The 14,024-nt window shown below is 64.5% G+C and carries 15 protein-coding genes and 1 tRNA gene; 10 read left to right on the top strand and 6 right to left on the bottom strand.

Annotation, left to right across the window (positions count from 1 at the left end; all coding sequences use genetic code 11):
* Nucleotides 1–82: 82 nt before the first annotated feature.
* Nucleotides 83–1,426, bottom strand: coding sequence for an ammonium transporter (locus tag ELX51_RS19735; protein WP_127755094.1), 1,344 nt, complete (start codon nt 1,424–1,426; stop codon nt 83–85).
* Nucleotides 1,427–1,449: 23 nt separating this feature from the next.
* Entirely contained in the window at nt 1,450–1,788 is a 339-nt protein-coding gene (locus ELX51_RS19730; protein ID WP_127755093.1) for a P-II family nitrogen regulator, read from the bottom strand.
* A 264-nt stretch (nt 1,789–2,052) separates the two neighbouring features.
* Here ELX51_RS19730 and ELX51_RS19725 point away from each other — a divergent pair, with 264 nt between their 5' ends.
* On the top strand, nt 2,053–3,273 hold the full coding sequence (locus ELX51_RS19725; protein WP_127755092.1) for an FAD-dependent monooxygenase: 1,221 nt from the start codon (nt 2,053–2,055) through the stop codon (nt 3,271–3,273).
* Here ELX51_RS19725 and ELX51_RS19720 read toward each other — a convergent pair.
* Genes ELX51_RS19720 through ELX51_RS19710 form a run of 3 tightly spaced genes read right to left on the bottom strand, consistent with a single transcriptional unit; the run spans nt 3,270 to nt 5,139 of the window.
* Nucleotides 3,270–3,506 carry a Trm112 family protein gene (locus tag ELX51_RS19720; protein ID WP_206524674.1) on the bottom strand — a complete coding sequence of 79 codons (237 nt, stop codon included), beginning with the start codon at nt 3,504–3,506 and terminating at the stop codon, nt 3,270–3,272. The genes ELX51_RS19725 and ELX51_RS19720 overlap by 4 nt on opposite strands.
* Nucleotides 3,503–4,174: an LON peptidase substrate-binding domain-containing protein gene (locus ELX51_RS19715; protein ID WP_127755091.1), complete on the bottom strand. Its 672-nt coding sequence runs from the start codon at nt 4,172–4,174 to the stop codon at nt 3,503–3,505. The genes ELX51_RS19720 and ELX51_RS19715 overlap by 4 nt, the downstream gene beginning before the upstream one ends.
* Before the next feature lie 17 nt (nt 4,175–4,191).
* Nucleotides 4,192–5,139, bottom strand: a complete 948-nt coding sequence (locus ELX51_RS19710) for a co-chaperone YbbN (protein ID WP_127755090.1) — start codon at nt 5,137–5,139, stop codon at nt 4,192–4,194.
* 200 nt (nt 5,140–5,339) lie between these two features.
* On the opposite strand from ELX51_RS19710, the gene ELX51_RS19705 reads away from it, so the two are divergent.
* The 3 genes from ELX51_RS19705 to ELX51_RS19695 all read left to right on the top strand — a co-directional run bounded on the left by ELX51_RS19705 (nt 5,340) and on the right by ELX51_RS19695 (nt 6,396).
* Nucleotides 5,340–5,414: transfer RNA gene (locus ELX51_RS19705), tRNA-Gly, on the top strand.
* Between the two features lie 208 nt (nt 5,415–5,622).
* Nucleotides 5,623–5,823, top strand: a complete 201-nt coding sequence (locus tag ELX51_RS19700) for a hypothetical protein (protein ID WP_127755089.1) — start codon at nt 5,623–5,625, stop codon at nt 5,821–5,823.
* 150 nt (nt 5,824–5,973) lie between these two features.
* Complete coding sequence (locus tag ELX51_RS19695; protein WP_127755088.1) at nt 5,974–6,396, top strand: DUF4260 domain-containing protein; 423 nt, start codon at nt 5,974–5,976, stop codon at nt 6,394–6,396.
* Here the strand turns inward: ELX51_RS19695 and ELX51_RS19690 are convergent.
* Complete coding sequence (locus ELX51_RS19690; RefSeq protein ID WP_127755087.1) at nt 6,393–7,463, bottom strand: LysR family transcriptional regulator; 1,071 nt, start codon at nt 7,461–7,463, stop codon at nt 6,393–6,395. The two genes, ELX51_RS19695 and ELX51_RS19690, sit on opposite strands and share 4 nt — an antisense overlap.
* Nucleotides 7,464–7,704: 241 nt before the next feature.
* Between ELX51_RS19690 and ELX51_RS19685 the strand changes: the two genes are divergently transcribed.
* The 6 genes from ELX51_RS19685 to ELX51_RS20115 all read left to right on the top strand — a co-directional run bounded on the left by ELX51_RS19685 (nt 7,705) and on the right by ELX51_RS20115 (nt 13,913).
* Entirely contained in the window at nt 7,705–8,580 is an 876-nt protein-coding gene (locus tag ELX51_RS19685) for an ABC transporter permease (RefSeq protein WP_127755086.1), read from the top strand.
* The gene (locus tag ELX51_RS19680) at nt 8,577–9,422 is read left to right on the top strand and encodes an ABC transporter ATP-binding protein (RefSeq protein ID WP_173088435.1); all 846 of its coding nucleotides are present in this window, start codon (nt 8,577–8,579) and stop codon (nt 9,420–9,422) included. The genes ELX51_RS19685 and ELX51_RS19680 overlap by 4 nt, the downstream gene beginning before the upstream one ends.
* Nucleotides 9,423–9,550: 128 nt before the next feature.
* Nucleotides 9,551–11,275, top strand: coding sequence for a DUF1800 domain-containing protein (locus ELX51_RS19675; protein ID WP_127755085.1), 1,725 nt, complete (start codon nt 9,551–9,553; stop codon nt 11,273–11,275).
* 17 nt (nt 11,276–11,292) lie between these two features.
* Entirely contained in the window at nt 11,293–12,543 is a 1,251-nt protein-coding gene (locus ELX51_RS19670; RefSeq protein WP_127755084.1) for a DUF1501 domain-containing protein, read from the top strand.
* Between the two features lie 41 nt (nt 12,544–12,584).
* On the top strand, nt 12,585–13,640 hold the full coding sequence (locus tag ELX51_RS19665) for an ABC transporter substrate-binding protein (protein WP_127755083.1): 1,056 nt from the start codon (nt 12,585–12,587) through the stop codon (nt 13,638–13,640).
* Nucleotides 13,641–13,763: 123 nt separating this feature from the next.
* Complete coding sequence (locus tag ELX51_RS20115; RefSeq protein ID WP_164854933.1) at nt 13,764–13,913, top strand: hypothetical protein; 150 nt, start codon at nt 13,764–13,766, stop codon at nt 13,911–13,913.
* Nucleotides 13,914–14,024 lie beyond the last annotated feature (111 nt).

Below are 14,024 nucleotides of genomic sequence, written 5' to 3'. Positions count from 1 at the left end.
ACACGAGCCGCACGCCACGATCAATGCAGGCAAAGAATGGGATCCGGGCGACGCGAGGGACGCCGCCCGGAAGGGAGGAATGCTAGTTGTAGGCGCGCTCGCCGTGGCTGGAGAGGTCCAGCCCGTCGACCTCGGCCGATTCGGGAACGCGGGCCCCACCGAAGATCGCCTTGACGATCATCATGGCGACGAAGGCCACGACGCCCGACCACAGGATTGCGACAACCACCGCCATGACCTGGGTGACCAGCTGGCCGCCCATGGCATAGCCCTCGGCGCCAAAGCCACCCAGGGCCGGATCGGCGACAACAGCGGTGCCGATGGCGCCGACAATGCCGCCGACGCCGTGAATGCCGAACACATCGAGGCTGTCGTCGTATTTGAGCATGGGCTTGAGGGTCACGACCGCCCAGAGGCACACAAAGCCGGTCACCGCACCCAGAACGATCGAGCCAAAGGTGCCGGCAAAACCGGCAGCCGGGGTGATGGCAACAAGGCCCGCAACGGCACCCGACACAAAGCCCAGGGCCGAGGCATGGCCGCGGGTGATCTTTTCGCCCACAGCCCAGGCAATGCCGGCTGCGGCGGGAGCGGTGATGGTGTTGAGGAAGGCCTGGGCGGCAACGCCGTTGGCGCCGAGAGCCGAGCCGGCATTGAAGCCGAACCAGCCAACCCAGAGCAGGCAGGCGCCGATATAGGTGAAGACGAGGTTATGGGGCGCAATCGGCTCCTTCATATAGCCAAGGCGCGGCCCCAGCACGATGGCAGCCACGAGTGCGGCAACGCCCGAATTGATGTGCACGACGGTGCCGCCGGCAAAATCGAGCGCGCCCATCTGGAAAAATAGGCCCGCGGCCGACCACACCATATGCGCGATCGGCAGATAGGCGAAGGTGAACCAGATCGCGAGGAAGGCCATCACCGCGCCGAACTTCATGCGCTCGGCAATGCCGCCCACGACAAGGGTCGCGGTGATGCAGGCAAAGGTGAGCTGGAACACCACAAAGATCAGCTCGGGAATGGTGCCCGAAACCGAGTCGGGGTTCACATTGGCGAGGAAGAAGTTGGAAAAATCGCCGATAAAGGCGGACAATCCGCCTTCGCTCGGCCCGGAAAAGGCCAGCGAATAACCATAAGCGACCCAGAGCAGCGCGATCATGGAAAACGCGCCGAACACCTGGGTGACGACCGACAGGATGTTCTTGGAGCGCACGAGGCCGCCATAAAACAGCGCCACGCCCGGAATGGTCATGAGGATGACCAGGAGGGTCGAAACGATCAACCAGGCCGTGTCACCGGTGTCGATCGTGGCAACGGCCTCTTCAACGACTTCGACGGCGGGTGCCGCCGCATCCTGGGCGAAGGCCGGCAGGGCCAGCAGCAGGGAGGCAAGTGCGGCGCTCCCCAAGATCTTGGACGTCTTCATCTTCTTGTTTCTCCCGAGGACGCTTAAAGGGCAGAGGCGCCGGTTTCACCGGTGCGGATACGGGTGACGGCCAGCAGGTCGAGCACGAAAATCTTGCCGTCGCCGATGCGACCGGTCTGGGCGCTGTCGCGGATGGCCGCGGAAACGGCATCGGCAAGCGCATCGTCGACCGCAATCTCGACCTTGAGCTTGGGCAGGAAATGGACGGCATATTCGGTGCCGCGATAGATTTCCGAATGTCCCTTTTGGCGGCCATAACCCTTCACTTCGGTCACAGTCATGCCGTGAACATCGAGTGAATTGAGTGCCTGGCGAACCTCTTCGAGGCGGGATGGCTTGATAATAGCGATCACCAGTTTCATGCGAGCCCCTTTGCATCTTGCGCTGGTCTTGATGCCAAGCAAGACTCAAGTGCCGTGCCAACTCGATAGCTGCTCAGAAACAACAAACATTTCAAGCACTTGCCAGATCGTGCGTGAATTTCACCCGTATGCTTGAGCGCAAGTGCTCAATTAATGAGCAGGTCTGGAGCGTTTTGAGCAAATTTGCGGCGGCCTGGCGCGACCCTTGGCACTCTTGCGTTGAGGAGCCCGGCGCGTTCAATAGCCGCAATGGAGGCGTTCCCGATGAGCAAGGCTGAACAGTTCGATGTGGTGATCGTGGGCGGCGGTCCGGCGGGCTTGACCCTGGCGCTGGCCCTGTCGCGCTTTGCCCGCGGCATCCGCATCGCCTTGGTGGATCGACGCCCACTCGAAGTGCCGCGCGACAACCGCGCTTCGGCCATTGCCGCGAGCGTGCGCCGCGCCTGGACGGCGCTCGGCGTCTGGGCGCCCATGGCAGAGCAGGCCCAGGCGATCACCGCCATGCGCATCACCGATTCGGGTCCGGGCGATCTGTCCCGCCCCCTGTTCCTGAGCTTTGAAGGGGACGTGGCTCCGGGCGAGCCCTTTGCCCATATGGTGCCCAACCGGGTCAGCGGGCAGGCGCTGCTGGATGCGGTAGCGAGCAAGATTACCGTCGTGGCGCCGGCCAGCGTTGCCGGCCTGCAGACCAGCGCCAACTCGGCCGATCTGGTGCTCGCCGATGGGCGGATCTTGCGCGCGCCGCTGGTGGTTGCGGCCGATGGTGCGCAATCAAGCCTGCGCCAGATGAGCGGGATCGGCGTTTTTTCCCATGATTACCGCCAGACCGGGCTCGTCACCACCATCACCCATGAACTCCCCCATGACGGGGTGGCTTATGAACATTTCCGTCCCGCCGGCCCCTTTGCCAGCCTGCCGCTGCCCGGCAACCGCTCGTCCCTCGTTTGGACCGAGAAGTCAGCCGATGCCCCCCGGTTCCTCGCCATGGGCAAAGAGGAGCTCGCCCGCGAAATCGAGGCGGTGATGGGCTCGACCCTGGGGGCCGTCGGCGTAGACGAGGATCTGATGGGCTTTCCCCTGCGCCTGCAGCTGGCCCGCCAATTTGTCGGCCCGCGCCTCGCGCTCGTGGGCGACGCCGCTCATGTGGTGCATCCCGTCGCGGGACAGGGCGTGAATCTCGGGCTCAAGGATGTGGCGGCGCTCGCCGAAGCCGTGGTCGAAGCGATGCGGCTCGGGCTTGATCATGGCAGTCCCGCCGTGCTCGAGCGTTACCAGAGCTGGCGGCGGCTCGACACCACCGGCATGGCCCTTGTCACCGATGGCATGAACCGGCTCTTTTCGACGGACGCCCCGCCGGTGCGGGCGCTGCGCGATTTTGGCCTGGGGCTGGTGGATCGCGCCGGCCCGGTCAAGGCGATGATGATCCGCGGTGCCGCGGGCCTTTCGGCCCACGGGCCGCGCCTCCTCTCGGGCCTGCCGATCTAAGGCGCCGGCGGGCGCGTCAGCGCCTTGATTTCCTCGGGCTCGATGCTGCGCGCCTCATCCAGGGCGAGCAGCGGCACGCCCTTGCGAATGGGAAAGGCCAGGCGCGCGGCCACCGAAATCAGCTCGCTCCGGTCCGCCGAGAGGGTCATGCGCGTCTTGGTCAGGGGGCACACCAGCAGTTCGAGCGTGCGGCGGTCCACCACATGCCGGGGATTGACCTCGGGAACACTCAATTGAGCGGGGGCGCCGAACCGCCGGCGCCACCGCGCGCGATCTCGTATTCGGTCATGGCGATCAAGGTTTCAGCGCGCTGCTCGAGCGTGGGGGCTTCCAGCAGCACCTGTTTTTCAGCCGCGCCATAGGGCGACACCATGCAGCAGAAATTAACGAGATCGGCGGTGCCGGTATTGTCGATTTCCTGCCAGTTGAGCTCAATATCGGCGAAATCGGCATAATCGCGCATCATCTTGAGGAAGCGCTCCCGATCGACCTCGCCTTCCCCCCATTGCCGGTTGAAGTCGGTGGCGAATTCCTCGGCTGAAATCGTGCATTGGCGATAAGGCGTCATCACCGTCAGCTCATGGACCAGCCGGAAGCGGGTGATGCCCTCAAGGATGATGAAATAGCGCCCTTCCCCGCTTTCCTCGAAATGGGTGATTCGCCCCAAACAGCCGATCGATTGCAGCGGACTGCGACCCTTGGGGCTTTCTTCTTCGCTGTCCTCGGGCTGGATCAGGCCGATCAGGCGGTCGCCGCGGAGGGCCGCGTCCACCATGTCGAGATAGCGCGGCTCGAATACATTGAGCGGGCGGTGCGAAAAGGGCAGCAGCAGCGCGCCGCTGAGGGGAAACAGCGGCACGCTTTTGGGCAGGTCGGCGGGAGAAGCGGGGCGCTTGAGCACGAGTGCTTTCCTTTGCGTTACGAAAACAGCGCCGCCGAGAGCAGACGGCGGCCCTTGACGGTGGCGGGATCCTTGGGACCCCAGGCTTCAAAGAATTCGAGCAGCTTTTTGCGCGCGCCGTCCTCGTTCCAGCTGCGGTCGCGCCGGAGCAGCGTTACCAGCGCCTCGGCCGCTTCAAGGCGCCGCCCCTCGGCATTGAGCACGACGGCGAGATCGAATCGGGCTTGGTGGTTGTCCGGATCGGCAGCGATCGCCGCTTCCAGCGTCGCGGTTTCCGAGAGTTCGGCCGCTTCGGCCAGGAGGCGCAGCGAATTGGCGAGCGCCGTATAGGCCTCGCCCGTGCGCGCTTCCTCGGGCACCATGTCGAGGGTGGCGCGGGCCTGGTCGGGCTCGCCCGCTGCCAGATATACCCGTGCCAGGCCAATCAGCGCGGGGGCATTGTCGGGCGCGTGCTGCACCACCATGCCAAAGATCTGCGCGGCGCGCGGCAGGTCGCCCGCTCCAAGCGCCTCTTCGGCGGCAGCGACCGCTTCGGCGATCTGGGCTTCCATCGAATCGGGAGCGGGACCGGGCGCCGGGGCCGCGGCAATCACCCGGTCGGCAAAGCGGCGCACTTCGCTTTCGGGCATCGCGCCCATGAACCCGTCCACCGGACGACCGCCGGCAAAGGCAAACACCGCCGGGATGGACTGCACGCCCAGCTGGCCGGCAATGGCGGGATGCTCGTCGATATTGATTTTGACCAGCCGGATCTTGCCGGCCTTTTCATTGACCACTTTTTCGAGCGCCGGGGTCAGCTGGCGGCAGGGGCCACACCAGGGCGCCCAGAAATCCACCAGCACGGGCGCATCGAGCGAAGCATCGATCACATCGGCCTTGAACGCGGCGTCGCTGGAATTCTTGACCAGCGCTCCATTGGAAGGGGCGGGCTGGCTGGCGGGGGAAGCGGTGAACGGCTGGGACATGGGAGCAAGCCTTCGGGTGCGGCAAAAAAGCAGATTGGTGTCTTCATGCCCCCGCAAACCGGCTTCTGACAAGTGTGGCGGGATCTCCCCGGACACGAACTTGGCAACAAGGCCCATTTTTGCGGTTGCAAAGCGGAATGCGATTAGGCATATAGGCCGCCGTCGACCCGATGCCAAGGCAGCGTGGATGACAACGGAGCGCGGGTGTAGCTCAGGGGTAGAGCATAACCTTGCCAAGGTTAGGGTCGTGGGTTCGAATCCCATCGCCCGCTCCAAATTCTCAAGGCCGGCAAGCCTTGAGAAACAAAGGGTCCTTCGGGACCCTTTTTGTTTTTCCGGGTTTGGCGCCACGTGGGTCTGCGACCGCGAGCCGAATCAGCATTGCACCCGATCAATTTCCTTCCCCAGAACGCGTTAGAACCCGTCGCACCTTTTGCCCGGTTGCGGCGTTGATGCACGAACCGTCGAAAACAGGAGAGCGAATTGCCCGATTATCAACTCACCACGAGCGATGGCACCAAGATCGGCTTCACCGATGAGCGCGAGCTCGATGACATCATCGAGGAAGTGCTCGGCGAAGGCTATCTGCGCATCAGCGGCGAACGCACGCTGGTCAGTGACGGCACGCGGATCGAGGGCGACTTTGTGGCCTTTGAAAGCCATATTCTGAGCATCTCGACCTAAGGCTCAAACCAATTTCCGGCGGGTCGGGCGGAATGCTCGACCCGCCCTCCAGGCGCCCAAAACGGTCTTGGCCGGCGCCGCTTGAGCCCAGTCGCCAACCCCCTCCCCGCCGCGCTAGACTATCGCGCAAGGCAGCAGCAAGGGGCAGCTATGGACCAGGGCAAATCTTCACCAATTGGCGCGGCGACGGGTGGAGTGCGCAGCGTGCTGCGACTTGAAGCGCTGGCGGTGCTCGCCGGGGCGACCGCCGCTTATTTCGCCAGCGGCGGCAATCCCTGGCTGTTCGTGCTGCTGTTCTTTGTGCCCGATCTGAGCTTTGCCGGCTATGCCCTCAATGCCAGGGCCGGCGCCGCCGTATACAACACGGCCCACAGCTATGTGCTGGCGGCAGTCCTTGGCGCCCTTGGCTGGGCGCTTGGCGCTGAGCTCATCTGGCAATTTGCCTTGATCCTTGCCGCTCATATCGGTTTTGACCGCGCCCTTGGCTATGGGCTCAAATATGCCTCAGCGTTCAACCACACCCATCTGGGCGCGATCGGCAAGGCCAAGGCGAGCACCGCCCCTGAAGCCTAGAACTCCTCGGCCCTATCCAGCGCCAGCCACGGCGGCGTTGCGGCGATAGGGGGAGCGACATAGCCAGCCGCGCTCGCCTGCAGCGCTTCCAGCATTGCCGCATAAGGCTCGACCCGCCGGTATTGCGAGGGCACCAGCGCCACGATCCGCCGGGGCGGCGCCTGCACCCGATACAGCGTCACATCGCTCGGCACGCCATCGATCCCCACAGAGGCCAACGCCGGCGCCAGGCACACCCCTGCCCCCGCCCGCACCAGCCCGATCGCGGTTTCAAACGAGCGGCACTGCGCCACCACCCGGTGCTCGGGCAGGAGGCGCGCATACCAATCGGCTACCCGGCTCGCGTGGCGGCTGCCAAAGCTGAACTGGATGGCCTGGTTGAGCAGCCGCCACCCCTCGGCTGGCAACTGGGCCTGCGGATCGCTCACTCCGTCGAGCTCGAGCCCCTTGGGGACGACCAGCACATAGGGGTCTTCGAGCAGCGGCACCTGCACAAAGCCCACGCCGGCCTGCGCCACCGAATTGGCAGCCAAAAGCCCGATCGTCACCCGCCGGCTATACAGCAGGTCGAGGATCTCGCCGGGCGCACTTTCCAAGAGGTCGAATTCGAGGTCAGGAAACTGTCCCTGCAGCGCCCCGACCGCGCGGGGCAGCACCACGCGCAGCACCGAATTGATCCCCGCCAGCCGCAACGTCAGCCGCTGCCCGGCCCCGAACTGGCCCAGCCCGTCCTCGAGTTCGGTGATCGAGCGCAGCACCTGCTCGGCCTTGGGCAACAGATATTGCCCGGCTTCGGTCAGCTCCATCTCGTTGGAGCGGCGGTGAAACAACAGCGTGCCGACATTGGCCTCAAGCTTGGCCAATTGCTGGGACAGCGACGGCTGGGTCAGCCCCAATTGCTTGGCCGCATTGGTGAGGGTCGTCGAGCGGGCCACCGCCCAGAAAATTCGCAGCTGGTGGAGGGTCAGATCCCCGGTTCGCGGCTGCGCCGCGCTCGTGGCCCGCGCGCGACCCCGCGCCTTGCTCCCGGTCTTGGCTCCCGGCTTTATCGCCTGCTTGTCATCCATTCCGGATCAAACTTTCTTTTGGCCCGGCCCCTGGCACCAGGGGCCCAGATCTAGCCCAAACCCGCCTCCGCCGCACGGGCAAAGCGCCGCGGGGCGCCGGGTCCCCTCGTCCAGTGCGGCTTGAATAGTTCAACCGCTTGGTCCAACTATCGCCAGCAGCGGCCATCCGGACCGCGGTCTGCCCGCTCTGAATTGCATCGGGTGCCTAAGCCTTGTGCAGCCTAAAGAGGGGGATAGCGGTATGATCGGAGAAGGGCAACCGCCACAGCCGCCGGCCCGCTCAACCGCGCCCGCCCCATCATCGAGCCTCTCGAGCACCGCCCTTGCCAGCCGCGCGCAAACGCGCCGCCGGCGCACCAGCACGCTGGTGCTCGCGATCCAGATCGGCCTTGTGCTCCTCCTGATCCTTGGCATGTTCGCGCTCAATGCCAGCGCGGGCAATCTGATCATGCCCAAGCCCACCGACATTCTCGATGAAAGCATCAAGCTCTGGTCCGACGGCACCATGCTGCGCGCCTTGGGCGAATCGCTGACCGTGATCGGGCTGGGGTTCCTCCTTTCGGCCAGCACCGGCATTCTGCTGGGCATTGTGCTCGGGGGCTTTCCCCTCGTCGGGCGCATTCTCGACCCGTTCGTTAATGCGATGAACTCGACGCCCGGCGCTGCCTTTATCCCGCTGATCATTGTCTGGTTCGGGCTTTATACCGAAGCCAAGATCGTCGTCGTCTGGAACGCGGCGCTGTTTCCCATTCTCATCAACACCGCTGCCGGCATTGCCAATGCCGACAAGGACCTTGTGGAAATGGCCCGCGCCTTTGGCGCCAAGCGGCTGACCCTGTTTTGGCGGGTGATGGTGCCCGATGCCCTGCCCTCCATCCTGAGTGGCTTGCGGATCGGCGCTGCCATCAGCACCGTGGGCACTGTGATCGCCGAGCTGACCATGGCCCAGTCCGGCCTTGGCGGCTTGTTGGCCGCTGCCGGCAATCGCTTCCAGATGGATCGCTATTTTGCCGTGGTCATCGTCCTCATGGCCCTGGGCACCGCTCTCACCGCCCTCCTACGCTGGGCCGAACGGCGCTTCGGGCGCTGGCGCGTGGCGCAAAGGAACGCCCAGTGACCCAAGCCCCCACACTCACCCCCCTGATCTCGCTGCGCGGTGTCGGCAAGAGCTTCCGCGACGGGCAGATCCGCGCGATCGAGAACATCTCGCTCGATATTGCTCCCGGGGAATTTGTCAGCCTCGTCGGCCCCAGCGGCTGCGGCAAGACCACGCTGCTGCGCATCATCAATGGCCTTACCCCCGCCGATGAGGGGGAGGTCAGCGTGCTCGGTGCCCCACCCGAGCCAGGGCCGGACCTGGCTATGGTGTTTCAATCCGCCCGCCTCCTGCCCTGGCTGTCGGTGGCCGGCAATATCGAATTTGTGCTCTCGCTGCGCGGCATGAGCCGGCGCGAGCGGGCGCAGCGCGCCTCGGCCCTGCTCGGCGCGGTCGGACTGCGCGATTTTGCCGGCGCCTTTCCCCATGAGCTCTCGGGCGGCATGCAGCAGCGCGTGGGCCTGGCCCGGGCGCTTGCGGTCGAACCCAAAGTGCTGCTGATGGACGAGCCCTTTGCCGCCCTCGACGCCATGACGCGCGAAGTGCTGCGACGCGAGCTTTGGCAGATGTGGTCGCGCCGCGGCATTGCCATTGTTTTTGTCACCCACGACATCGATGAAGCGATCCTCTTGTCGCAGCGCATCGTACTGCTGCGCCCGCGCCCCGGCCGGGTTGACGAAATCGTCGATGTGCGCTTGCCCGAGGCGCGCTGGGATACCGATCCGCGCACCCTCCCCCAATTTGCCGAAATGCGCGCGCATCTCTGGGGCCGCATTCACGACATGGTGCGCGATGGCGCCCAGCTCGAGGAACTGGCCGGCGCCTTTCCCCTCGACGACCCGGCGCCCGCCACCAGCGGATAGGAATTTCCTATAGGCCTCATAGAGTGTTAGCGCGCCCCCATCGGTGATCTTATGGGGCGGGCAACCTCCCGGTTTTTTTCCGCGCGCGCCCGCGCGCCAAGTGGGGGTGCCAAAGGTACCGGACCACATTGAGCCTGCCACGCGCTGAAAACCTGTCGCCACTTTCCGACGCCGCCTGGAGCTATGAACTGGCGGCGCATCTGCTGGAGCGCGCCGGTTTTGGTGGAACGCCCCAGGAGATCGGGCAATTGGCCGCGGTGACACCGGCCGCTGCCGTCGCCAGCCTCGTGCACTACCGGCAGCACGACAACAGCCATTTGCCGCCCTTCGAGGAATCTGGGTTCTGGGACCCCACGCTCAAAAATTTTCCGGTCAGCCGGCCCGCGGCCACCACCCTTGCCGCACAAACCGGCGAGGCGATGGGCGTGCGCGCCAAGCCCAGCGGCCCCCGTCCCCTGCAGGCCGTCACCAATCGCTTCTTTTACTGGGCCCGCGCGACGACGCTTGAAACCCGGCGCATCGGCTATTGGTGGCTCGATCGCATGGTGCGCACCAACCGCCCGCTTGAAGAAAAGCTGACCCTGTTCTGGCACGGCCATTTTGCCACCAGCGAAGAAAAGCTGCGCGATTACCGCAAGGCGCTCCTTCAGCTCGGCACTTTGCGCGCCGGGGCCAGCGGCAATTTCGGTGCCCTGCTGGACGCGGTGGCCAAGGATCCGGCCATGCTGGTTTATCTCGATGCCGCCCAGAACGTGAAAGGCGCGCCCAACGAGAATTTCGGCCGCGAGGTCATGGAATTGTTCACCATGGGGGTGGGCAATTACACCGAGGACGATATCCGCGAAGCCGCCCGCGCCTTTACCGGCTGGGGCAATGACGATCTCACCTTTGTGGTCGATCCCGACAAGCACGACACCGGGATCAAGAATTTCCTCGGCCACACCGGCGCCTTTGCCGGCGAGGATATCCTCCGCATCATTCTCGAGCAGCCGCAAACCGCCAACTACATCGCCGCCAAGCTCTACCGCTTTTTTGTGCGCGAGCAGATTTCGCCCGACTTCGCCCAAACCCTGGGCGACCTGCTGCGCGCGGGCAATTACGAGATCGCCCCGTTCCTCGAGACCATTTTCCTGTCCGAGGACTTTTATGCCGAGCCCTCGATTGCGGCCCATATCAAGTCGCCGACCGAGCTGATCGTCTCGACCTATCGCAAGCTCGGGATTGGGGAACTGCCGGGCATTCCCGACCCTTGGAGCGTCGGCAAGACGCTGGGCCAGGTGCTGCTCTATCCACCCACCGTCGCCGGCTGGGGCGAAGGTCGCGCCTGGATCACGCCGGGGCTCTTGTTCGAGCGCGCCAATTTCGCCCGCGAAGTGATGTTCCCCAATGTGATCGACTTCACCGATCCCCTGTTCAACCCAGGGCGCGTGGTCAAGCGGGTCAATGCGAACATCCTTTCGGGCATGGAGATCACCGCGGCCACCCTCGAGGAAGGCGCCTCGCCCAGCATGGCCGCCGGCATCCAGGAAAGCTTCAACACCCGCTATGGCAGCCTCGTGGGCTATCAGGAGGCGCTGCGCAAGCTCAAGCCGACGCCCCGCGCCCCCGCCCAGTTCAGCCTGTCCGACATGCTGCGCACCGAAGGCGCCACAACGACGGGCGAGGCGGTCGATCTGCTCGCCCGGCGCTTGCTGCGCGTGCCCCTCGCCCCGCCCGCCCGCGCTGTCCTCATCGACACGCTGGATGGGGAGCTGGGCACGACGAGCCTTTTGGAAGCCGACACCTATATGGAGCACGGCCTGCGCATGGTGGCCCATCTCATCATGAGCGCACCGCAATATCAGCTGGCCTGACCGGCGGAGACCTTTTCATGGCAAGACCACCCAAACTCAGCGGCACCGACAAGCAAGGCCTCCTGCAAAGCGGCTTTGGCAGCATGGTGCTGGGCGGCGCCAGCGGCATCAGCAGCTCGCCGGTCTGGTCCAGGGTCGCCCAAGCGCAGGCCGACGCCAATGAGCGCATCCTCGTTATCGTCGAGCTGTCGGGCGGCAATGATGGGCTCAACACCGTCATCCCCTATGGCGATGACGCCTATTACAATGCCCGCCCGCATCTCGGGATCCGCCCCGACAAGCTGCTCAAGATCGACGACCAGTTCGGCTTCCAGAAAACCATGAGCGGCTTTGAGCGGCTCTTTAAGGACGGCATGATGGGGATCGTGCATGGCGTGGGCTATGACCAGCCCTCGTTCTCGCACTTCTCCTCCATGGCCTTCTGGCAGACCGGCGCGCCCAATAGCGGCGAGGCCTATGGCTGGCTCGGGCGCATGGCTGATGCCATCGATCCGCTCGGCCACACCACCAATTTCCTCGTCAATATCGACGACAACCAGTCCCTGGCCGTGCGCTCGATGAACCATGTGCCGCTGGTCTTCAACAACCCCGACAACTTCACTCGCCGCGTGCTGCACGAGGAAAAGCCGGCCCTGGGCGTGCTCGACGCCCGCTTCGGCAATGGCGGGCGCAATCCCGCCGAGGATTTCCTCTTTGACGTGGCGGCCAGCGCCAACAGCTCCGAGCATCTGGTGCGCGAGGCCTGGAACACCTATTCCAGCCCCATCGACTATGGCCTCGTGCCCTTTGGCCTCGAACGCGTCGCCGCCCTTATCGCCGCCGAGTTCCCCACCAAGGTCTACTACGTCCCTTATCGCAACAATGCCTTTGATACCCATGTCTATCAGGGCGACACCCATGCCCGGCTTTGGGCCTATACCTCCGACCATATCGCAGCCTTTGTGCGCGACATGGAGCGGATCGGACGCGGCGATGACGTGGTCGTCATGGTGTTCAGCGAGTTCGGCCGCCGCGTTGCCGAAAACACCAGCCTTGGCACCGACCACGGCACCGCCGGCCCCGCCTTTGTGATCGGCAAGCCGGTGCTGGGCGGCCACTACGGCGGCGTGCCTAGCCTCACCGATCTCGACGACGGCAATCTCAAATTCACCACCGATTACCGCCGCATCTATTCGACCCTCATCGAGGGCTGGATGGGCCATGAGCATCCCTCGGGCATCCTCAAAAGCGAGTTCAGCTCCATCCCCCTCTTTGCCCCCAAACACTAACCCGGACCCAACAGTCCAACCCGTCACCAGAAAGTAGTGCCATGTCCGCTCACCCCACCCGCCCCCTTGTCGCCGCCCTTGCCACCGGTTTGACCCTTGCCAGCCTGCTCGGCAGCACCGCCCTCGCCCAATCCACCGATCTGCCCGAGATCAACCTCGCCTTGGCCAGCACCGACGCCAATTTCAACCCCACCACGGGCTCCATTTTCCGCATCGCGCAGGATATGGGCTTTTACGAGAAGCACGGGGTCAAGGTGAATGTCGTCACCCTCGATGGCACGCCCCAGGCTGTGGCTGCGCTCAATTCGGGTGCCGTTGACGTGGCCGATATCACCATTGAATCGGCCATCCGCCTGCGCGCCGAAAACGACGTGCCGATCCGCGGCATCACCGCGGTGTCTTCCGGCAGCGCCTTTCTCATGGCCGCCAAGGACGACATCGAAACGGTCGAGGACCTCGCAGGGCGTTCCTTTGCCATCGCCGATAGCGGCAGCCTTGATCACAACCTGACCGTGGCGGTCCTCAACAGCTACGACATCCCGACCGACGCGCCCAATTTCGTCGCCATCGGGGCGCCCGACGTGCGCGTCCAGGCGCTGGCCGCCGGCCAGGTCGATGCCACTACCGTCTCGTTCGGCACCTATCAGTCGATTGCCGACGTGGAAGGCATCCATGTGCTGGTGGATGCCGATGACTTTGCCGAGCGCTCGCCGGGCCAGTCCAAGTTCGTCGCCGCGCTCGAGCCCACGATCGAAGCCAAGCGCGACGCGCTGCAGCGCTTCACCGATGCCCTGGCCGATGCCGCCCGCGCCATGCAGAACGATCCCGCCACCTGGGAAGCCGCCATTGCCGCTGCCCGCGATGACCTCTCTCCCGAAGCCATCTCCGCCACCGCCGCGCTCAACACCTCGCGCTGGTGCGTCAATGGCTGCATGAACCCGGACAATCTGGCCGCTGCGGTCGAGTTCGCCTATGCCAATCCGGAATTTGCCGAAATCGCTCCCGTTCCGCTCGACGATCTGGTTGACCTCAGTTTCAACGAAAAGATGCTGGAAAACCTTGGCGTGTTTGAAGGCGACGTGCTCGACAAGCGCTAAGCCAACCCAGCGCAGCCGCGTTTCCCGCCCCGAGCCGGAGCCGCGGCTGCCACGACCCGACGGAGCCAGCCGATCCCGACCGATACCACCACCCTGATTATCCTGGGCCTTGTTGGCCTTGTCGTGGTCTGGCTCGTTTTCACCGTCCTGCGCAAAATCTTCGGCGTCTTGCTGGTGGTGGCGCTGGGTGCCGGCGGCCTCGTGCTGTGGAACAATCCGGCCCTGCTTGCCAGCTTGACTGATACGCTCGCCGCCTTTGCCGGCGGGCGCTGAAAAGCTCCAATATCGGTTGCAGTTGATCCCCCCGGGTAACACCGCATTAACTGTGCTCAGCAGCTGCAATCTTGCGCTTAAACCTTTTTCATCTTCCCGCCGTAACTTTGA

Origin of the sequence: Devosia sp. 1566, assembly GCF_004005995.1 — a bacterium.
Taxonomy (GTDB): Bacteria; Pseudomonadota; Alphaproteobacteria; order Rhizobiales; family Devosiaceae; genus Devosia.
Note: the sequence above shows the minus strand (reverse complement) of the source record. Positions and strands in the feature narration are given on the sequence as shown.

Excerpts from the sequence above, each read along its gene's own strand:
- ELX51_RS19710 (WP_127755090.1), bottom strand. The coding sequence starts at position 5,139 with ATGTCCCAGCCGTTCACCGCTTCCCCCGCCAGCCAGCCCGCCCCTTCC.
- ELX51_RS19685 (WP_127755086.1), top strand. The coding sequence starts at position 7,705 with ATGATCGGAGAAGGGCAACCGCCACAGCCGCCGGCCCGCTCAACCGCG.
- ELX51_RS19670 (WP_127755084.1), top strand. The coding sequence starts at position 11,293 with ATGGCAAGACCACCCAAACTCAGCGGCACCGACAAGCAAGGCCTCCTG.
- ELX51_RS19695 (WP_127755088.1), top strand. The coding sequence starts at position 5,974 with ATGGACCAGGGCAAATCTTCACCAATTGGCGCGGCGACGGGTGGAGTG.
- ELX51_RS19730 (WP_127755093.1), bottom strand. The coding sequence starts at position 1,788 with ATGAAACTGGTGATCGCTATTATCAAGCCATCCCGCCTCGAAGAGGTT.
- ELX51_RS19665 (WP_127755083.1), top strand. The coding sequence starts at position 12,585 with ATGTCCGCTCACCCCACCCGCCCCCTTGTCGCCGCCCTTGCCACCGGT.
- ELX51_RS19690 (WP_127755087.1), bottom strand. The coding sequence starts at position 7,463 with ATGGATGACAAGCAGGCGATAAAGCCGGGAGCCAAGACCGGGAGCAAG.
- ELX51_RS19725 (WP_127755092.1), top strand. The coding sequence starts at position 2,053 with ATGAGCAAGGCTGAACAGTTCGATGTGGTGATCGTGGGCGGCGGTCCG.
- ELX51_RS19735 (WP_127755094.1), bottom strand. The coding sequence starts at position 1,426 with ATGAAGACGTCCAAGATCTTGGGGAGCGCCGCACTTGCCTCCCTGCTG.